This window comes from Bacteroidota bacterium, from assembly GCA_016706865.1.
Classification (GTDB): domain Bacteria; phylum Bacteroidota; class Bacteroidia; order Chitinophagales; family BACL12; genus UBA7236.
Genome location: JADJIS010000001.1, coordinates 406393 through 425985, shown reverse-complemented (window position 1 = coordinate 425985; position 19593 = coordinate 406393). Strand labels below are relative to the sequence as shown.

The window sequence follows — 19593 nt, the reverse complement described above, 5'->3', positions numbered from 1 at the left end:
TCGTCATTCCGATGTTAATAAATAATAAATAAATTTTTAATTCTGAGATGAGTAGCAATGATTTTCATACTGTGTGGGCCAATTGTCTTAAAATAATCAAAGACAATGTAAATCTCCAGAGTTTTAAAACATGGTTCGAGCCGATCGAACCTGTTAAGTTAGAAGATGAGATTTTAACCATACTGGTACCCAGCCAATTTTTTTACGAATGGTTGGAAGAGCATTATGTAACCCTATTAAGAAAAACTATAAAACGCGAATTAGGAAGTAATGCCCGGTTAGAGTATAGGATCGTGGTTGAAAACAGTTCCGGAAATAATTCTCCGTTTACTATCGACTATCCAAACTATAATACCGGAAACAATAAAAATCCTGAGGTAGCAGCACCACTCGTTATGGGAACAAGTATTAAAAATCCTTTTGTAATTCCCGGTTTGAAAAAAGTAAATATCGAATCCGGGTTGAACGCAAATTACAACTTCGATAATTTTATTGAGGGTGATTGTAACAGATTGTGTAGAAGTGCAGGTTATGCTGTTGCACAAAAACCGGGCGGCACTGCCTTTAATCCATTGGTTATATATGGTGCTACAGGTCTTGGAAAAAGTCACCTTGCACAAGCCATAGGAAATGAGGTAAAACAGAATTTTCCAAACAAGACAGTTTTATATACCAATGCTGAAAGATTCACTAATCAGTTCATCGAATCATTGAAAAATAATTCGGTAAACGACTTCGTGCATTTCTATCAGTTAATTGATGTGTTAATTATAGATGATATTCATTTCTTTGCCAATAAAGCAAAAACGCAGGATATCTTCTTCCATATATTCAATCACCTTCATCAGGAGAGCAAACAGATCATCTTAACAAGTGATCGTCCTCCGCGTGATCTGGAAGGAGTGGAAGAAAGGTTATTATCCCGTTTCAAATGGGGATTGAGTGCTGACCTTCAGTCGCCCGACTTCGAAACCCGTGTAGCCATACTGGAAAAGAAGATGTATGCCGATGGCATTGAGTTACCTAAGGATGTTGTGGAATTTGTAGCTTATAATATCACCAACAACGTTCGTGAATTGGAAGGGGCCCTGGTTTCTTTATTAGCTCAGGCATCCCTCAACAAAAAACAAATAGACCTCGACCTCGCTAAAAAGATCGTGAAGAATTTTGTTAAAAACATGTCTCGCGAAGTTTCTATCGATTTCATCCAAAAGGCTGTTTGCGATTATTTTGAGGTTCCGGTTGATAAATTGAAAGAGAAGACCCGTAAACGTCAGGTTGTGCAGGCTCGTCAGTTGAGTATGTATCTCTCTAAAAATTTCACCAAACACTCTTTAAAGGCAATTGGTAAACATTTTGGGGGTCGTGATCACTCCACAGTAATTCACAGTTGCCAGGCGATACAAAATTTGATGGACACCGACACTAAATTCAAAGAAAGTGTGGATGATCTTCAGAAAAAAATTCAGATGAGTATATCCTAAAAACCTTATTATACCTCACTTTAAGTGCCATGAATATCCGTTCATGGCATTTTATTTTACAGTATTTATGAAATTTTAGGAAGAACCCATCTCTTTTATTACCTTTGCGTCCCTTAAAACAAGGAAATGTTCTTATAAAATATTCAAATCACTAATAAGAATGAGGATGTATGTGCGGCTGATGCTAAACTGCCTCAAAAGTTCTTATAAAATAAAAAATATCACTAGAAGGTGAGGTGGGTGAGCGGCTTAAACCAGTAGTTTGCTAAACTGCCGTACTGGAAACGGTACCGAGAGTTCGAATCTCTCCCTCACCGCCATGAAGTAGAATTTTCTCTTCATGAGGCATGAAGAGAAAATTCACTTCATGGCTAGCCAACTTTACTGCCGAGGGGCAGAAAAGAAAATGTGATGAAAAGAAATATTCTGGGTGAATTCAGCCCGGTTAGAATGTCCCGCCGAAAGCGGGAAGGCCGCAAGGTCGAAAAAAGATATTGTTCGGGGCATAGTTCATCCCGGTTAGAATGTCCCGCCGCAAGCGGGAAGGACGCCGGTTCGAATCCTGAAATATAAAATAATTGTTCGGGGCATAGTTCAGCCCGGTTAGAATGCCTGCTTTGGGAGCAGGAGGCCGCTGGTTCGAATCCAGCTGCCCCGACTACTACCACAAGGGTTTCAGCGAGTTAAATGCTGGAACCCTTTTTTATTTGCATACGATTTGCATATAAATCGGTTTAATAAACGGTTGAAAAGTAAATTAAGGATTGTATTAAAAAATTCAAAAATTTAAGGGTTTACATTGGTAATCCTCCATTTTTGTAACTGGGAGTTTGCTACGTGCATTTAGAACTTTAGTTATGAAACTATTACATCTGGATATGTCAAATAGACCCTTTTTGAATGCTTCACATAAAAAATCCATAGTTGTTAGATAGTCTATTTTATGCATTTTACAATATTCTGCAATATCCTTTAAATTACTACTTGCTAAGATATTATTTGTAAACCGGGCAACTGAAAGCGAAGCTGCCTCGCCATCACCTTTAAATAGGTTCTTTTTAATATAAGTATATTCTTTTTTTATTTGTTCATTTTCTTCAGGAAAAGGTAGGAGTTTTACAATTCCCAGCGTCAACAAATTGTCAACCTCTAATTTTCTTTTTGGAAACTTTTGAAGTTCATCATAGACTTTATTTAAAATATAAACTTCAATATCAAAAATGGCTTTTATGGATATCATTTCACCAGCAGATATAAAATGTGAAACTACATCGGCATCAATTAGAATAATCCTTTCATCTTTCTTCATTATCAAGATTTTCTAATTGGTCTATATTCATACCCAAATCTAATAATAATGTATAATAATGGCTCTCTGAAATTACATTTTTTTCAAATAGCTCTCTTGCAATTGAACCATAATCACCAAATACCTGATTATCATTCCCGCTTTCGTAAAGTGTAATTGTGTGACCATATTCGATTGCTCCACGCTTTACATTAACCGAATATTTGTCATAACATTCAGATGAAATTATACTTAAGGATTTTAATCTATATAGCAATGCGGCTCTTGAACAAGCAAAATATTGTTCTATATTCAATATTGTTTTTAGCGAAATTCTGTCTTTACTTAGTTCGTCATCTGGAATCATTGATTTGATACCTGATTCTGGTAGGAGTAAATAGGAAGCAAAAATATCAGCATGGTACTCAACCTCTTGTTTTTTGTCAAATTTACCTGCTGTGCAAATCATTGATGTGAAATCCTCTTGTTCAAATAAGTGATACAATTCATGACAAATTGTAAAATGTTGATGGCCAAGTGATTTAGAACTATTGATTAAAATAAATCTTTTGGGATCTGAATTATTGTTTACCTTAATTGCCATCCCTGAAAACCCTTCTTTCAGGGGTTTAAAGACAGTTAAAACATTAAGTTTATAAAGTAAACTTTTTAGTCTTATATTATCATTATTATTAATGCCGTGGCTAGTCCTAAATTCATTTGCCTTTTTTTCTAATACGAAATGATTCATCTTCTACAACTTTTTTCATACTTAGGTAATTTAATATAATCTTTTTAAAGTCAGCAATGCTATTTAAGTCATCCACAGTCAAATCATCAGATCTAAATGCAAATGCTAAATTAACACACAGATTTTCATTTTGAGTTTCAAATAGGTCATATTCGTCCACTCCAAATATTTTTGCAGCCTTGGCAATAACATCAATAGGGATATTTCTAGTGCCCGTTTCATAATAGCTTAGCATTTCCCTTGAAATTGCCAGATAATCGGATAAGACTGCTTGACTAATGCCTAACCTATTTCTAAATTGCTGAATATTTTGACCTATAATTCCATTCTGAGTAAGAACGGTAAGTTCATTTTGAGTCATAATGCGTTTGCCTTAATTTTTAAATTGAGTGTTACAAAAGTAACAATTATTATATAATAAACGCCAAATTGTAACAAAAGTTTCAAAATTATGTGTCCAGTAATTAGGATAATCCTGTTTGAGAAACCGATTTCAAAAGTCTTAAATATCTATTTGTAGGTTTTCCCCTATAATATTTCCTAAACCCCTTCCCATAAATCTCCCCATAAACCTCATCCTGCCTCAATATCCTCCCCCATTCCTTATGAAAAGCCCTTGTTTTACTGGAATAGGTTTGTTTGTCATACATGCACCCGGTAAAAGCAGTTCTATGTAAAAAGTGGGTTCCTACTAAATGAAGTTTTCGACAGCGCCGCTGGGTATGGGGGCAAATGAAAAACCATACTAACCCTTTACCTAAATTCGAGGGAAGGGAAGTTAATTGAACCCAGTAATTTATCGGGGTTCCATCTGAAGTATAGTTAAATTCAAGATAGGGGGTTTTCGAAAGGGTGTTTACTGTTATTCCAATTTTGCCTTCAGGAACTTTATCCCGACTCCATTGTATGCCTCCGCTTTTCAATTGTGAGGGTTTGAGGTAGCCCCATTTGGTTAGACAGGCAATATCAATTGTATAGCAGTCATCGTAAATTGTGGGGAAGGTGGGAAACTTTGCCATGTGTTTTTTTTCGGGTAACCTAAATAGTTAGGGAATATTTCACATTATCTGTATTTTGATTTCAGGTTTTATCAGGTTCAAGGGGTTTATTTAAACTAAGTTTAAAGATGAATGAATTGAAATTGACTAAGTGATTAATTAGGAAAGTTTAGAATATTTACAAGTTTAGGGTAAATAAGGTCATAAATCGGTTTAGTAATTGAAGTTTCTTTGCCCTGTAATTCTGTGTTTATAACTCTATTTCTAAACTCTTCAACCATTGCTTTATACATATGACCACAGCATTGAAAAAGATCACTTGGAGTTACTTTATTGGGAGGAGTTTTTAAATGAAACCGTTGCTGAAATATTGCAAATAACATCAATTCCGGAGTTACCCCTATTTTGTTACTTCTAATAGCATGGACAGCATGTATTGAGAAGTATGAATCAGTTGTATTTAGTAACCCATAAAACTTAATTGGAACATATTCTGTTTCCGCTTCTATAAATGGATAAAAAGTGTCATTCTCTAAAATTTTCCAAGAGAGCACATCAAAGTCAATTCCTGTAATCATAGGTTTATATTTTCTTACCAAATCTAACAAAAATCCGTTAAAATAGGTTTTGATATGGTTAAACTTGAGGTTTCATTAAGATTTCAACATTAGGTTTTATTAGGTTTTTGATTAAAATATCAAGTTTTGTCAAGTTTTAATGTGAGGTTTTGTGAGGTTTCAAACTCAACAATTCTCAACATCAAACCTTAAGTTTTGATAAGTGCTTTTACTCCTTTTCCCCCTGATCACTTCGAATAGAAATTGTTTTAGGCAAAATGTAGGGAACTAACTTGCAAAGGATATTTAAACGGTCTTTCAATTCAAGTGTTTTTAAGTTTTCGGGTAAATTGGTCAGTTCTGCTTGAATCAGATCTTTAAGGGTTTCCCGGATATTTTTAACTTTTGGGGTTTCCGGGGTGTTAAGGATAGTTAAGGTTTTAAATCCCGTTTCTAAAAGTTTTGTAATAGGGGAAAGGTCAAAATCTTCATAGGTAGTTTTATTGAGGTAGTTTAGTAATTCGCCATAAATAAAAATTTCTTGCTCCGGTTTTAGCTTTTCGGTTTCCAGTTCCACTTTGAATTGAAAAAAGGCTTTTAAAGGGTTTTCCGCTTGTTCAGTGAAATTATCAATTGCGGCTCTGAAAACTCTTAAAGGGGTTTCCGGGTCTTCGAATAGGTCACTTAAAACCGTTTTACAGGTTATTTTAAAAGTAAACCCGTTCAAATATTCATCTTCAGTTTTAAAGTAACTTTCTAAAAGTTCAATTTTTTCTTTTTTCATTTCTTTTTTTAAATGTTTCCCTGAAACCCTTCTTATATGGTTCTATTTTTTTCCTTCTTCTAATAAGAACAAATGACCTCATTTTGTCAATGCCCTGCAAATAGACCTGCTTTTTAATTACTTTAATTTTATTCCTGACTTCAGGATAACCAATAAGGTAATCTTCTATTTGGTTGGGTGTTATATCCGTTTTAACAAATACTTTTTGAGTTTCAAGATAATTTGTTTCAACTGCATTTTCTTTTAGCCTGAAGGCTTTATTCTTTGAAATACACAGTATCTTTGCTAAGTAGTTATTAGCAATATCAAAAAATAAAGGAAATTTACGGGAGGTTTGTCTGGAACGCCCTTTTTTTCGCTCGGCCTCCCGTAATTTCCATACCTTAAAATTTATTAGTTTCTTAATTATTGCCGCTGTTAAAAATTCATTCAGATTTTTGATTTCCCTTGTATCAAATTCAGCCGCCGCCCGGCGGGTAAATCCGTTTTGAAACATTACTTGGTTGAAACTCCTTATAAAATACATTCCTGATTTTGGATTGAAACCTACCCAATTGTTTTGAAGCAAAATGTTAAGATTGTTCTTAACTGTTTTTTCAGATTTAAACCCTAAACTTTCTGCAATGGTTTTTAAGTCATTTGGCATTAGTTTCGTTTTACCGCTGCAACTTGATTTCAAATGTATATACAGTTGAAACGGACTATAAAAGGAGTTTGTTATAGTATAACTGCAAAGCTCAATTGGAATCAGTAAATACATACTATTTACCTTTTTTGATCAAAAAATCAGATCCATCAATTTGCACCCTTCCCTCTTTCAAGTAACTCATTAAATCTGCTTTGGTAAAATAGCAGCGCTTATCCCGTTTTATAACTGGAAGTTCACCTTTAGAAATCTTAGTGTAAATGGTGGGAACTGAAAGACTTAAAAATTTAGCGGCGCTTTGAACTGTTAAAAGTTCATCGTTTTCGCCCTTTTCCTTTTGAAGTAAGTTGTTATACTTCAGGCAAGTATTTACACAATCTATAATAAGGGTTTGTAAATCTTCAACCGGTAACGAAAGTAAAATAGTTTTTTCCATATCATTTAAAAATTTGATATGGCAAAGTTCTAAGTGTCCTTTTACCTCTTTTACCTAAACTACCTCAATGTAATTAGGGTAATTTATTTACTTGAAATTAAGGCTTTAAAGTCCTGATAGTATGTTTTATAGCTTCTTGTTTCGTAATTACTTAAGGTTCTACCATCTTTACCTAATTTCAAACCTTTGAATCTTTTATTTAAAAGCGGTGCAACTTTTTCACCATTGGTAGTTTTTATATAACCTTTTTCATTTAACACTTTTACCCATGCTGTAAAAGCACCTTTGTCGTTCCTCCCTAAAAGGTAATTATCATCCTTATCAATTATTGGTGGTTCAACAATTTTCAAGGCATTTATAGCAGTTTCCAATTTTTTGAGATCGCGAAATAAGTCTTCAATTGTTATGAAACTTTCCGGTTCATTCGAGCTAAAAGGTTCGGTTTGTAATTTAAATTCTGCCAACCAATTAATATACTTAAAAATTGCCTCAATCTCAATAACTAAAAAGTAATTGCCTCGATTGTTTAATTGCAAGTTGGGGCTTTGAATATTTGAATAATTCCGCTCTCCACAAATAATTGTTTTGTAATATAGTTCCCTTATATTAAATATTTTTTCTTGCGAATAGTTTAAACCCATAATTGGATTAAATCGCCAACCGGGATTTTTATTTGAAATTTCTATACTTTCCTTCAATGTTAAATTATGAGTATAATCTAATTTAAGTTTAGTTTCATCAATTAGTTTATCATAATTTGATATTTCTATCTCAAGTAGTTTGTTTTTAATTTCGCTTTTTTCATATTTGTTAAGAAAACTATTTTTGAGGGTCAAAAATTTATTATCAACTGCCTCCCAATAAATTTCCCTTTTTTTACTTTTTATTTTATTTATCTCCTTGTCATTAATTTTATATATTGTTATCAAACCTGTTACCTTGTCAGTATATTCTCCACTAATTATTTTATCAAATAGTCCATTCCACCAATCTTCGAAATTGTTTTCAATTATTCTCTTGCCATCTTTAAAACTTTCCTTCATTCATTTTCCTTTTTCATTTCCTCAATTATTTTCATTGTTTCAACAGAAACAGTGCAAACCCGTTTCAATAAATCAATTACCTGCTCCTTATAATCTGCAAATTTGTAAGTATTAAATTTTTCTGCAATGGTGGGGTCTTTGGGTTTGCTTTCCTTGTATTGATCTAATACCCATTCCAATGCTGAACGGTTGCCTAATTTGTAATTCCATGCCTCCGGCGGAACTCCTGTTAAGGTTGTGTTTTCATCCAACACTATTATGCCAGTTTCCCTATTTGCTTTTAATTTTGCTTTTGGTTGTTCTTTATTATCATTTGTAATTTGTTTTAATTTGAATGGTTCAATGGTTTCGTAATTAATATGTAAATCCATTAATCGTTTGCCCCAATTACTCCATTTATAAAAATTTTTGTAAAATGGGATACGAGGAAATTCTCGCCTTAAATTTTGTTCGTAGTTGTTTTTATAATTAGGACTCGATAATACGCCATACAAATAATTAAATATTTCTAATTTGGTAATTTGATTTAATTTGTAAAATTTAGTGAATTGAATTAGCCCCCAAGTGGTAATATTATCAATTTTATTACCCTCATTATCATATATGTACAATGAAAGGATATTTGCGCCCCCGTAAAGGAAATTATAATCAACAATGGTGTTAACAGCTAGGGCATCCCATGATTTATTATTGAAATTATTAAATGTAATTATTGTATTTATTGCATCTTTATTTGGAAAAATTAAATCAAATTGACCTCTAACATCGTTAAGTATATACCCGGAATTATAATAGGTTTTAAAAAAAGGACGATAATGTGAAAATATTATATTATCACTTTTTACTTCTCCAAGTTTTCCTTTTCTAAATTTGTCTCTTTTAATCATTTTACTCCATTTTATTATATTATTAGGAGTATGAAGGAAATTATCTACAATTGGATTTGATTCATCCTTAGTATCTATGTATTTATTTTTTGTTTTAAACTCTACCCATCTTTCTACCTCTGAATTATATTCTGATATAAAATATGTATTTTTTTCAGATAATTGTGTTTTATTGTAGTCATAAACCCATTCATCCCTTCCAGTAGCAATTCCATTAGTATAAACTTTAAAAATTGCTTTTTCACTTTTATTTAGCTTTACATTTTTATCCTGTATAGCTACTAAATTATCCCAATTATTAATTGAAAGATTTATCCAATTATTTTTTTTATCTGGTGAAATATGTTCAAATTTAATTTCCTTAATTGAAGTTTCATTTATAAATTGAAGTTTTTCATCTCTTGTTGCTCTTATATCTGTAGGATGGATATATTGAATATTACATATTTTATTTTTATCCTTTTGAGATTTAATAAGAAACATAATTGCAATACCAACAGCTGCTGCCTGACCAAATATAGTATGCTTTTCATTTAAAAATATTCCATCTTTTCCTGATAATTCCCTTATGTTTCCTCCAAAATCAACAATGTAGGCAAAATCAAATTCATCTTGAATTGATTTCCTGAAACCATCGAATGTTCTTGTATTAACAAAGGAATTATTAGTAATAAAAGCAATTAAACCATTTTCATCTATTCGATCCATTGACCATCTATAAAATCTCGCGTACATGTCATACATTTTTGACTTTTGTGCTGTTCCGTTTTCAATAAATGTATCTTTTATCCTTTTATCTATTGCAATGTAGGCCTTGTTTTTATTATTGTCATTTTCATTCATTTGATTTGAATTATAGGGTGGATTCCCAATAATCACAGAAATTTTCTTTTCATTTTGCTTTTTGATTCTTTTACTATTTTCTACAGTTAGTGATTCAAATAAATATATTTGTTTTCCGGAAGATTTAAAGTTTAAATTATCCAATGTATCTACAAAACATAAACTTTGAAATTCTTTATAACTTCCAGTTTTTTGTTTATATGTATATTCGATATTAAGATTTGAAATATAATATGGTAAAATTGCAACTTCGTTTGCATGAAGTTCTTCAGCATATTTATAGTCCAATTTATCCTTTCTTATGAAATCAATTATATCGCAAATAAAAGTTCCAGTTCCAGTGGCCGGGTCAAGTATATCTACACCTTTATCTTCTAAAGATTTTCCGAAATGTTTATTTAATAAATAATCAGTGCTTTCAACCATAAACCGAACAATTTCATTTGGAGTATAAACTACTCCTAATCTGTCAGCTGCTTTAGGGTTGTAACTTTTATAGAAAGTTTCATAAACTACTTTTAGAAACTTTTGTTTTTCATGGTGGTCAGCAATACCGGCGGCGGCGGCGTTTATAGTTTGGTAATAATGTTGAACGGTGGAAAGTGCAATTCTTTTTGTATTTCCTGTAAAAAAGGTTGAAATTACTTTTTCCAATTCCCTTGCAATATTGTTTTCCCTGTGGAATTGTGTTTCATCAAAAATGGTATTAAAAATATCTTCAGTTAAGATATGCTGAATAATCATTTCCCTTACATCTTCGCTTGTAATATCGGGGTTTATACTTTCATGGCATAATTTTAAAAAGGCTTCACTTGCTTTTACAAATTTTATGTTTGTCTTTTCCTGTGCTCCTATAATACCTCTTAGGGTTTCTGTAACCTTTGGAATATCTTGTTTAAATAGTTCAATTGCTTTTCTAAAGTGAATTACTTCCGGGCGTTCAAAGCTTACAAATAATTTTAACAATGAATCCAGCGCCGCCGGATCACTCATTTTTACTCTTTTAACTTCATATCCATTTTGATATAATATAGCGGTTTGTGAATCTTCAAATAGAATATTTTCCTTTGGATATCCCCTGTCAAATTTCTTTTTTATTTCATCTTCTATTTTATCGCTTTCGTCTTTACTTTCCCAATATCCCCAATCCTGTCTAAGTGAATCTTTTAAAGTTCCATCGGGGGTTACGTTTTTACCCTTGGTTCCTTTAATAGTTACTTCAGCAACTACTAATAAACCTTTTCCTTTTGCATATTCATTTAGAAGGCTAAAAAAAGCAGTCCTTATTGCGGTTTCCTTTTTTGTTCCGCCATATTGAACAATTTTTTCAGCTACTCCTAAGTATTGATTTATTGCGTATTCACTCATTGTGTTTACCGGGTTTTATTTGATTAGCATCAAAATGAAAAGAGGATCCAAAAAATATGGTTAAATAAATTAGTCTAAAATCATTATCATTACTAAACTGTAAGGCTAACTCATCAGTAATTTCAGCACCATTTTGCAAAATATGTTTGCTATGTTTATCAAAGCCATCTGTATCAGTTGGTACAATAATCAAACAATAAATTGTATCCCCAAAATTGATAGCTTGGGGTAGTTGTTTTTTAAGTTCCTTTAATTCATTAAAACCCATACTAAATTTTTGCTTTTTTTAAAATGAAAGAAGGCTTTTCATTATTTCCTTTTTATCCTTTTCCTCAAACCCTGCAAAATATCCAATTGTTGTTTCCGGGTTACTGTGGTTTAATGCTTCCCCTACAAATTCCATTGAAGCGCCGTTTCTTATTGCACTGGTAGCAAAACTATGCCTCGCCCAATAAGTTGAAATTTCGACACTTAAACCCAATTCCTCTGCAAATTTTTTAAGGTTCTTGTTTATGTTGCTCGTAAAGTTTTTCACTTTGAAAAAATTTGTTTCCTCTGTTTCCTGATCTGAAATAATTGAAAAAACTAAATTTTCAGGTTTTTTATCGGGGTTACCATATTTCGCTATAACCTCTTTAGCGAAGTCACTAAGATAAACCGTAATAGGTTTTAAATCTGCTTTTGAGGTGTTTATTGTTTTTGCCCGGTAAAATACAAAGGAATCTTCATTCATGTCTTTGTATCTCAATAGGGCAATATCTTTCATATTCATTCCATTACAGATAAAAGAGAAAAACCAAAAATCCTTTGCCCTTTGCTGCCCTCTTGTTTTTGGGGTTGTTTCAAACATTAACTTTAGTTCCGCTTTTGTAAGTGCTTTTTTAACTCTTTTAGTGGCCGGAACCTGATATTTTCTTTTACCAAAGGGGTAAAATTCCCTTTCAATCTCATTTTCAGATAGTGCATTATTATAGACAGTTCTTAAAGTTCTTACATACATGCTTAAAGTGGTTCTGCTTTTACCCATTGTTTTAACCATATAGGTTTCAAATTTTTCTAACCAATCCTTACTTATTTCATTAAGTGGCATATTTGCAGGAACCTTGCCCTTTTCATGAATCAAAAATTCTTTAATTGATTTTAGGGCTAAATCGTAATTACTTGCAGTTCCAATCTGCTTATTTTCCTTTAAGCGGTCTATTGCTATTGCATACTGAAAAAACATATCTGCCCCGGCGCCGTTTTTCCTGTAAAGTTTCTTTTCAAACTGTTCAAAGGTGAAAATATTAAGATCTTCAGCTGTTTTATTTGCTTTTGTTTCTACCTCCTGAAGTGCTAAACGGGTCTTTTTATATTCAGTCCGGGGTTTAGTGGTTTCCCATATACTATGAAAGTCGGCTTTACTCATTTCAAATTTTGTAGGGTAAAGTTTTTGTTTCCGGGGGTTGGAAGTAAAAACCCTAAGTTTAACTGGAAACTTGCCCGTTTCTTTTGCCCGGCGGGTATCTAAGTAAATTGAAATGAAGACTTGCTTTTCCATAAATGGTTGTTTGTATGCAAATATATCAATTTGCATACCATTTGCATATAATAACGTAAAATAAACCAATAATAAAGAGATAAGGTAAAACCTTGAAAGTTAGTAATAGTTACTATATTAGCGGGGTTTTACGGGAAAAAGTCACAATAACACAATACCCTAAATTCTGCTTTGGGAGCAGGAGGCCGCTGGTTCGAATCCAGCTGCCCCGACAGAAACCCTTCAAGAAATTGAAGGGTTTTTTAATGTACGGTATTTCACGAATGGTTTATCTTACAATTATTTCAGGAATGTCGCGGGGGAAAATTTGATAAATTGAAATTACCCCTGCATTTCAATATCCACTTTTATTTTTTTTTATGCATATATAAATTTATGTTCTGCAGAAAATATTTTACTAAAATTTATCTCATAAATAAATTCAAATAACTTAATTCGAAATGTTATTTTCATCACTTATAATTAATACTACACTTTTAGATTGCAATTAATCATATATGAATTATTTATATATGTATAAAACTTTTTACTAATTTTTTAATTACATCAAATGTTAAATTTATCGCACCACAAAAAATAAATTTGTTTTTCTCAAATTACTACAATATATTTGGATTAGTGAGAATAACCCCAATCAGGTATATGGAGGATTATTATATCCTCGTGTAAGTTTCAGCCACTATAAAATTTATGATTATAAAGGTATGTACATGAAAAAAATGTATACAGATTTTTATTGCTTATACTTTCCTTTAAATGTTGTTAGCGAACACAAGCATTTATTATGTCACGTTTGTTCAAATTCCTGCCCTGTTAACAATTATTTTTTTTTAATCTTAAAAACTTTATTTTATGAGAAAATTCTCTACAAGAGTTTTAGCATGCATGCTCGGGTTAGTGTGTATGGGTAATCTATCTGCTCAAAATGGTGCGGATATTTTGATCAATTCAGGACCATGTGATCCTATTATTCCATTATTGTGTTCCTCAGGAGTTCAGAATCCTGAAAATGCCACCGACAATGACATTAATTCTTACGCAACTTTAAAAACTGAAATTGGTTTACTCAGCGGTTCCTTTCTTAAAGTAGGATTTAGCAATCCTGCACCTCAAGGTTCTGTTGTTGCATTTTATGTGGAAAGTGAGGCGGTGTTAAATGCTGATCTTCTGGCTTCGCTTACCATGCGTTTATTTAATGCAGCAGATGAAATGATCGCAGAAAAATTAGTTTTTACACTCGCCGACATCGAAATAGATGAAACCGGAAAAGGTATTCTAAAATTAAAGGTTCCTAAAGGAGAAACTGCCGTTGCAACACGTTTAACTGCCGGAAGTTTATTGACATTATCCAATGAGATTGATGTATATGGTGCTGTACATGCTCCAGCTTCAAGCAGCATTTATGCAGATTATATTTATGATGGCGGACCATGCAATCCCGTAACCCTTGGTTGTAATTCAGGCGTGTTGAATGCTATGCAGGCAATTGATGCAAATAAAAATAATTATGCGGGTCTGGTAATTCCTTTTGGGGTTTCCGATCACGCTTTTTTGGATCTTGGTTTTAGTACACCAGGTCCTGCCAGTAGTACTGTTACTTTCACATTGGGTACTAACGGTACCGTATTGGGGTTAGATCTGCTATCCAAGTTAAGGCTCACTATATTTGATTCAGATGGGAATGTGATTAGGAATAAAAGAGGTTTTAGCCTTGCGGAGGTTGAATTAATAGGAAGTTACCAGTTCCGCTTAAAATTAAAAGTTCCAAATGCGCCGGGAGTGGAAATTGCACGTGCAAGAGTAACCTTAAATTCTTTGGTGGGAGTATTATCTGAAGTGCTTATTTATAATATATCTTATACACCAAAAATATATTTTTCCGATTATTTCAGACAGGATAATATTTTAGCTAAAAATGAAATTCTGGTATATCCGAATCCTGCTTCCGAAATGTTAATGGTGCAGAAAGCGGATAACAATACCGACGATACGGATATTTATATTTATGCTTCAGATGGTAAATTAATGCTGCAGGAGTTACATCATTCCGAAAATATTATTTCCATTAAGATAAATACCTTGCCTGATGGAATGTATATATTAAATGCAAAAAGCGGAAACGAATTATATACTAAAACATTTATTGTCGAAAATTAAACTGATTTTAAATAATAATTAATACTTTAAATTATTCTGGCAGCCATGTTAGTATCAATTCGGCATTACCGGAATACAAAGCGAACTACGAAATCCTCCCAATGTGGAGGGTTTTGTAGTTTTTACTGCAATAGGATTTAAATAAAATATAACCATCTTATTGTTTATTCTGCTTTATTAAATGCAATTAGTTATACTACTTTGTTTTCTTCTTAATTTCTTCCCACCTTTGGGCTTCGAAAAATGGATTGTATTAGGCATATACAATTTTGAAGTTCAAATTTAAATGGCTGGTCAAAAAAGAAATATTTTTAAATTATTCATTCAAGCTCTAAAAGGAGAAAATGTAGATACCACAACAGGGAGCATAGATCGCGTAATTTTTATGCTCGCAATTCCCATGATATTTGAAATGTTCATGGAGAGTTTATTTGCGGTGGTGGATATATTTTTTGTGAGCAAGGTTAGTACACAGGCTGTTGCAGTTGTTGGATTAACGGAAAGTACTTTAACCATTATTTATTCGCTGGGTTTCGGATTAAGTATGGGTGCAACTGCTCTGGTTGCAAGAAGAGTTGGTGAGAAAAATATCACGGAAGCCAAAGTAACCGCCGTTCAGGCTATTTACGGCGGTATCGGAATTTCATTGATCATTTCTATTATCGGATTATTTTATTCGAGAAATATTCTCGAAATGATGGGAGCAAGTCCGGCACTTGTAGATTATGGTGTCAGTTACACCCGATTAATGATATCCGGGAATATCACTATCATGTTATTATTTCTCATAAACGGAATTTTTCGAGGAGCAGGTGATGCCGGTATTGCAATGAGAAGCCTCATCATTGCAAATGGTATCAATATCATTCTCGACCCCATGTTTATTTTTGGAATAGGTCCTTTTCCCGAACTCGGTTTATTAGGTGCGGCTGTAGCAACCAATATTGGTAGGACAATCGGTGTTTCCTATCAAATTTATCATCTCTTTAATGGAAAATCGCTCATTCATTTAAAGGGTAAGATATTCGGATTAAAAGCAGATATCATTGCCAAACTTGTAAAAGTATCAGCCGGCGCTACGGGTCAATTTATTATCGCTTCCTCCAGTTGGATATTTTTAATGAGCATTATGAGCAATTTTGGGGAACAGGTGCTCGCGAGTTACACCATCTCCATACGAATTCTCATATTTAGCATATTGCCGGCCTGGGGTATAAGTAATGCCGCCGCAACACTAACAGGTCAAAACCTGGGTGCCGGTCTACCCGAAAGAGCCGAAAAAGCTGTCTGGCGAACGGGTTACTTCAATCTCATCTTTATGGGTATTGTAACCGTTATTTTTGTCATTTTTCCTGCCAATTTCCTGAGCATATTCACGAATGAGGAGGCTGTGATTCAGGAGGGAGTCAAGTGTTTACGTATCATTTGTATGGGTTATATCTTTTATGGTTATGAGATGGTTTTGGCAAATGCTTTTAATGGAGCGGGAAACAGCAAGATTCCAACTATGATCAATTTTGTCGGATTTTGGCTCATACAGATACCCCTGGCATATTTTCTTGCTATCTCTCTGGAACTTGATTCTTCAGGTATTTATATGGCCATTCCAATCTCTGAATCGTTGATGGCTGTTGCTTTCATCATCCTTTTCAGACGGGGGAAATGGAAGCTGATAAAGATCTAAGAAAGAAAAAAAACAGGGATACAACCCTTTCTTTCAGTCATTCATCAATAAAACCGATGACGTTTTGTAACTTTGCGGCGCAATTTGGAATCTATTTCGAGAAATGAAAGAAGTGCAGGAAAACATTCATCCCATATTCGACAGGCTTTTACAGCGCATTGATAAAGAGGATCTTTTACAGCAGACCGCCAAGGTGATCTGGCTGACCGGCCTTTCAGGTTCGGGGAAAAGTACTATCGCCCAACACCTGGAAAAGATCTTACATGCTAATGGAAACCTTACCATGTTGCTGGATGGAGATAATATCCGTTCAGGAATAAACAACAACCTTTCCTTTTCAGATGCCGACAGAATTGAAAATATTCGCCGAATTGCGGAAGTGAGCAAATTGTTTCTGAATTGCGGGATCATCACCATAAACAGTTTTGTAAGCCCTACCAATGAGATCAGAAAAATGGCGAAGGAACTGATCGGGGAAAATGATTTTCTGGAAATTTATATCAATGCACCACTGGAAGTTTGTGAAGCGCGTGATGTAAAAGGATTATATAAAAAAGCCAGGGCAGGATTGATACCGGATTTTACCGGAATTACTTCACCCTTCGAAGCACCCGAAAATCCCGCATTGGAGATCAGAACAGATAAAATGGAAATTGAGGAAAGTGTGCAGATGTTGCTTGACTTTATTTTACCGGTAATAAAAAAATAAAATAAACGGAATACTTTAAAGTGTTCCGGATTCAATAATATAAAATTAATAAAAAACAGTATTCATGAGTTACAGTTTAACGCACTTAAAAGAATTGGAAGCAGAAAGCATTTTTATAATGCGGGAAGTTGCGGCACAGTTTGAAAATCCTGCCTTATTATTCAGCGGCGGAAAAGATTCTATTGTAATGGTTTTTCTTGCAAGAAAAGCTTTTTGGCCTGCGAAAATTCCTTTCCCATTAGTGCATATTGATACAGGACATAATTTTCCCGAAACAATGGAATATCGCGATTGGCTTGTTAATGAAGTAGGCGCGAGATTAATTGTCGGTTCAGTGGAAGATTCTATTCAACAAGGAACAGCTGTGGAAGAACAGGGAATGAATGCAAGCAGAAATGCTTTGCAAACAGTTACTTTATTGGAAACCTTGGAAAAAAATAAATTCGATGCCGCAATGGGTGGGGCAAGAAGAGATGAAGAAAAGGCCCGTGCAAAAGAAAGATTTTTTTCACACAGAGATGAATTCGGACAGTGGGATCCAAAAAATCAAAGACCTGAATTATGGAATTTATTTAATGGAAGAAAACATCACGGCGAACATTTCCGTGTATTTCCAATTTCTAACTGGACAGAAATGGATGTTTGGCAATATATTTATCAGGAAAATATTCCTCTTCCGAAATTGTATTTCGCACATCAGCGCGAAGTAATTGAAAGAGACGGAACATTTATTTCCACACATCCTGAATGGGTTAAATTACGACCTAACGAAAAGGTAATATCTAAACAAATTCGTTTCAGAACCTGTGGCGATCTTCCTATTACAGGAGCAGTGGAAAGCGATGCAGATACCGTTGAAAAAATTATTTACGAAGTAGCTACAACACGTCTTACTGAACGCGGAAATCGTTCAGACGACAAACGCAGTGAAACATCAATGGAAGACAGAAAAAAACAGGGATATTTTTAATCTTAAAAATTAACCGGCTTTTTCATTCAAATTAATTTAATCAAAAAAAATATTGTTCAATACCTTTTTTTATGGAACATTTAGTTAACGATAACGGAACATTCGACAACCATGGTTACTTAAACATGGAATTATTGCGCTTTACAACTGCTGGATCGGTAGATGATGGTAAATCAACTTTGATCGGAAGATTATTATACGATTCAAAATCCATTTTTGTTGATCAAATGGAAGCCATAGAAAAATCATCAAAACAAAGAGGCGAAGAATATGTAAATCTCGCTTTACTTACCGATGGTTTAAAAGCAGAACGCGAACAGGGAATTACCATTGATGTTGCTTACCGTTATTTCGCAACACCAAAAAGAAAATTCATTATTGCAGATACACCGGGTCATATTCAATACACCAGAAATATGGTTACAGGTGCATCCACTGCAAACCTAGCTATTATATTGGTAGATGCACGTCACGGTGTTGTGGAACAAACTTATCGTCATTCATTTATTGCGTCATTATTGCAAATTCCTCACATCGTTATTTGTATCAATAAAATGGATCTTGTTGATTATGATAAAGAAAAATACGATGAAGTAGTAGAACAATTTCGTCATTTTGCATCTAAATTAGATGTGCAGGATGTGCGTTTTATTCCAATCAGCGCATTGTTTGGAGATAACGTTGTTGATCGCAGTAAAAATATGCCTTGGTATGAAGGGCCAACCTTATTATATACCTTAGAAACAGTTCACATCGGTTCCGATCATAATTTAATTGATTGCCGTTTTCCGGTTCAATCTGTTATCAGACCTATGAGTAACGAATATCACGATTACCGCGGTTTCGCAGGAAGAGTTGTTGGTGGTGTATTTAAACCTGGTGATGAAGTTATGCATTTACCATCAGGATTAACTTCCAAGATCGCAGCTATTAAAACTATTGACGGTGATATGGAAGAAGCTTTTCCACCCGAAAGTGTTACGTTAATTCTGGAAGATGATATCGATATCAGCAGAGGAGATATGATAGTGCGCGAAAATAACGTGCCTAAGATCGGACAGGAAATTGATATTATGTTGTGCTGGATGGATGATAAAAAACCATTGCAGTTAAATGGTAAATACGCAATTAAACATACAACCCGTGATGCGCGTTGCGTAGTGAAAGAAATTTTATATAAAGTGGATGTAAATACCCTGCACAGAATTCAGGATGTTGACAGTTTATCACTCAATGAAATTGGACGTGTTAAATTGCGTACAACCGTTCCATTATTCTACGACGAATATCGCCGAAACAGAAATACAGGTTCAATAATTATTATTGATGAAGGAACTAATTCAACAGTAGGAGCGGGGATGATAATTGAATAAAAAATAGCTTAAATTTTTAAAAGGGCTTTTTCTAATTGAGACAGCCCTTTTTTATTTGAAGCAGATCAAAAATCA

At 33.7% G+C, this 19593-nt stretch carries 18 protein-coding genes and 3 tRNA genes; 9 read left to right on the top strand and 12 right to left on the bottom strand.

Features of this window, described 5'->3' with window-relative positions; all coding sequences use genetic code 11:
* Positions 1-47: 47 nt before the first annotated feature.
* The 3 genes from dnaA to IPI31_01765 all read left to right on the top strand — a co-directional run bounded on the left by dnaA (position 48) and on the right by IPI31_01765 (position 2142).
* Positions 48-1484: a chromosomal replication initiator protein DnaA gene (gene dnaA / locus IPI31_01775; protein MBK7566529.1), complete on the top strand. Its 1437-nt coding sequence runs from the start codon at positions 48-50 to the stop codon at positions 1482-1484.
* Between the two features lie 230 nt (positions 1485-1714).
* Positions 1715-1804 (top strand) — tRNA-Ser (locus IPI31_01770).
* 263 nt (positions 1805-2067) lie between these two features.
* Positions 2068-2142, top strand: a tRNA-Pro gene (locus IPI31_01765).
* 120 nt (positions 2143-2262) lie between these two features.
* Here the strand turns inward: IPI31_01765 and IPI31_01760 are convergent.
* The 12 genes from IPI31_01760 to IPI31_01705 form a co-directional block, all read right to left on the bottom strand.
* Positions 2263-2793, bottom strand: coding sequence for a hypothetical protein (locus IPI31_01760; protein MBK7566528.1), 531 nt, complete (start codon positions 2791-2793; stop codon positions 2263-2265).
* A complete protein-coding gene (locus IPI31_01755; protein MBK7566527.1) occupies positions 2780-3523 on the bottom strand; it encodes an ImmA/IrrE family metallo-endopeptidase in 744 nt (247 codons plus the stop codon). Before IPI31_01755 ends, IPI31_01760 begins: the two co-directional genes overlap by 14 nt.
* The gene (locus tag IPI31_01750; protein MBK7566526.1) at positions 3489-3884 is read right to left on the bottom strand and encodes a helix-turn-helix domain-containing protein; all 396 of its coding nucleotides are present in this window, start codon (positions 3882-3884) and stop codon (positions 3489-3491) included. Before IPI31_01750 ends, IPI31_01755 begins: the two co-directional genes overlap by 35 nt.
* 103 nt (positions 3885-3987) lie before the next feature.
* Entirely contained in the window at positions 3988-4542 is a 555-nt protein-coding gene (locus IPI31_01745) for a hypothetical protein (protein ID MBK7566525.1), read from the bottom strand.
* Between the two features lie 134 nt (positions 4543-4676).
* Positions 4677-5099, bottom strand: a complete 423-nt coding sequence (locus IPI31_01740) for a hypothetical protein (protein ID MBK7566524.1) — start codon at positions 5097-5099, stop codon at positions 4677-4679.
* Positions 5100-5307: 208 nt separating this feature from the next.
* Positions 5308-5862 (bottom strand): hypothetical protein, encoded by a 555-nt coding sequence (locus IPI31_01735; GenBank protein MBK7566523.1) that lies wholly within the window; start codon positions 5860-5862, stop codon positions 5308-5310.
* Positions 5843-6508 carry a hypothetical protein gene (locus tag IPI31_01730; protein ID MBK7566522.1) on the bottom strand — a complete coding sequence of 222 codons (666 nt, stop codon included), beginning with the start codon at positions 6506-6508 and terminating at the stop codon, positions 5843-5845. Before IPI31_01730 ends, IPI31_01735 begins: the two co-directional genes overlap by 20 nt.
* 115 nt (positions 6509-6623) lie before the next feature.
* Complete coding sequence (locus IPI31_01725) at positions 6624-6944, bottom strand: helix-turn-helix domain-containing protein (protein MBK7566521.1); 321 nt, start codon at positions 6942-6944, stop codon at positions 6624-6626.
* Positions 6945-7027: 83 nt separating this feature from the next.
* A complete protein-coding gene (locus tag IPI31_01720; protein MBK7566520.1) occupies positions 7028-7987 on the bottom strand; it encodes a hypothetical protein in 960 nt (319 codons plus the stop codon).
* The gene (locus tag IPI31_01715) at positions 7984-11085 is read right to left on the bottom strand and encodes an N-6 DNA methylase (GenBank protein ID MBK7566519.1); all 3102 of its coding nucleotides are present in this window, start codon (positions 11083-11085) and stop codon (positions 7984-7986) included. Before IPI31_01715 ends, IPI31_01720 begins: the two co-directional genes overlap by 4 nt.
* The gene (locus IPI31_01710) at positions 11078-11353 is read right to left on the bottom strand and encodes a hypothetical protein (GenBank protein MBK7566518.1); all 276 of its coding nucleotides are present in this window, start codon (positions 11351-11353) and stop codon (positions 11078-11080) included. Before IPI31_01710 ends, IPI31_01715 begins: the two co-directional genes overlap by 8 nt.
* Positions 11354-11371: 18 nt before the next feature.
* On the bottom strand, positions 11372-12625 hold the full coding sequence (locus tag IPI31_01705) for a site-specific integrase (protein ID MBK7566517.1): 1254 nt from the start codon (positions 12623-12625) through the stop codon (positions 11372-11374).
* A 121-nt stretch (positions 12626-12746) separates the two neighbouring features.
* Here IPI31_01705 and IPI31_01700 point away from each other — a divergent pair.
* The 6 genes from IPI31_01700 (at position 12747) to cysN (ending at position 19518) form a co-directional block, all read left to right on the top strand.
* A tRNA-Ser gene (locus IPI31_01700) sits at positions 12747-12837 on the top strand.
* A gap of 640 nt (positions 12838-13477) precedes the next feature.
* The gene (locus IPI31_01695) at positions 13478-14782 is read left to right on the top strand and encodes a T9SS type A sorting domain-containing protein (GenBank protein ID MBK7566516.1); all 1305 of its coding nucleotides are present in this window, start codon (positions 13478-13480) and stop codon (positions 14780-14782) included.
* 286 nt (positions 14783-15068) lie between these two features.
* A complete protein-coding gene (locus IPI31_01690; GenBank protein MBK7566515.1) occupies positions 15069-16466 on the top strand; it encodes an MATE family efflux transporter in 1398 nt (465 codons plus the stop codon).
* A gap of 103 nt (positions 16467-16569) precedes the next feature.
* A complete protein-coding gene (cysC, locus tag IPI31_01685) occupies positions 16570-17175 on the top strand; it encodes an adenylyl-sulfate kinase (GenBank protein MBK7566514.1) in 606 nt (201 codons plus the stop codon).
* A 64-nt stretch (positions 17176-17239) separates the two neighbouring features.
* Entirely contained in the window at positions 17240-18145 is a 906-nt protein-coding gene (gene cysD, locus IPI31_01680) for a sulfate adenylyltransferase subunit CysD (protein MBK7566513.1), read from the top strand.
* Between the two features lie 71 nt (positions 18146-18216).
* On the top strand, positions 18217-19518 hold the full coding sequence (gene cysN / locus IPI31_01675) for a sulfate adenylyltransferase subunit CysN (protein MBK7566512.1): 1302 nt from the start codon (positions 18217-18219) through the stop codon (positions 19516-19518).
* Positions 19519-19593: the final 75 nt, after the last annotated feature.

Bases quoted from the DNA above. Each gene is read 5' to 3' on its own strand.
- dnaA (MBK7566529.1), top strand. From the start codon at position 48: ATGAGTAGCAATGATTTTCATACTGTGTGGGCCAATTGTCTTAAAATA.
- IPI31_01760 (MBK7566528.1), bottom strand. From the start codon at position 2,793: ATGAAGAAAGATGAAAGGATTATTCTAATTGATGCCGATGTAGTTTCA.
- IPI31_01755 (MBK7566527.1), bottom strand. From the start codon at position 3,523: ATGAATCATTTCGTATTAGAAAAAAAGGCAAATGAATTTAGGACTAGC.
- IPI31_01750 (MBK7566526.1), bottom strand. From the start codon at position 3,884: ATGACTCAAAATGAACTTACCGTTCTTACTCAGAATGGAATTATAGGT.
- IPI31_01745 (MBK7566525.1), bottom strand. From the start codon at position 4,542: ATGGCAAAGTTTCCCACCTTCCCCACAATTTACGATGACTGCTATACA.
- IPI31_01740 (MBK7566524.1), bottom strand. From the start codon at position 5,099: ATGATTACAGGAATTGACTTTGATGTGCTCTCTTGGAAAATTTTAGAG.
- IPI31_01735 (MBK7566523.1), bottom strand. From the start codon at position 5,862: ATGAAAAAAGAAAAAATTGAACTTTTAGAAAGTTACTTTAAAACTGAA.
- IPI31_01730 (MBK7566522.1), bottom strand. From the start codon at position 6,508: ATGCCAAATGACTTAAAAACCATTGCAGAAAGTTTAGGGTTTAAATCT.
- IPI31_01725 (MBK7566521.1), bottom strand. From the start codon at position 6,944: ATGGAAAAAACTATTTTACTTTCGTTACCGGTTGAAGATTTACAAACC.
- IPI31_01720 (MBK7566520.1), bottom strand. From the start codon at position 7,987: ATGAAGGAAAGTTTTAAAGATGGCAAGAGAATAATTGAAAACAATTTC.
- IPI31_01715 (MBK7566519.1), bottom strand. From the start codon at position 11,085: ATGAGTGAATACGCAATAAATCAATACTTAGGAGTAGCTGAAAAAATT.
- IPI31_01710 (MBK7566518.1), bottom strand. From the start codon at position 11,353: ATGGGTTTTAATGAATTAAAGGAACTTAAAAAACAACTACCCCAAGCT.
- IPI31_01705 (MBK7566517.1), bottom strand. From the start codon at position 12,625: ATGGAAAAGCAAGTCTTCATTTCAATTTACTTAGATACCCGCCGGGCA.
- IPI31_01695 (MBK7566516.1), top strand. From the start codon at position 13,478: ATGAGAAAATTCTCTACAAGAGTTTTAGCATGCATGCTCGGGTTAGTG.
- IPI31_01690 (MBK7566515.1), top strand. From the start codon at position 15,069: ATGGCTGGTCAAAAAAGAAATATTTTTAAATTATTCATTCAAGCTCTA.
- cysC (MBK7566514.1), top strand. From the start codon at position 16,570: ATGAAAGAAGTGCAGGAAAACATTCATCCCATATTCGACAGGCTTTTA.
- cysD (MBK7566513.1), top strand. From the start codon at position 17,240: ATGAGTTACAGTTTAACGCACTTAAAAGAATTGGAAGCAGAAAGCATT.
- cysN (MBK7566512.1), top strand. From the start codon at position 18,217: ATGGAACATTTAGTTAACGATAACGGAACATTCGACAACCATGGTTAC.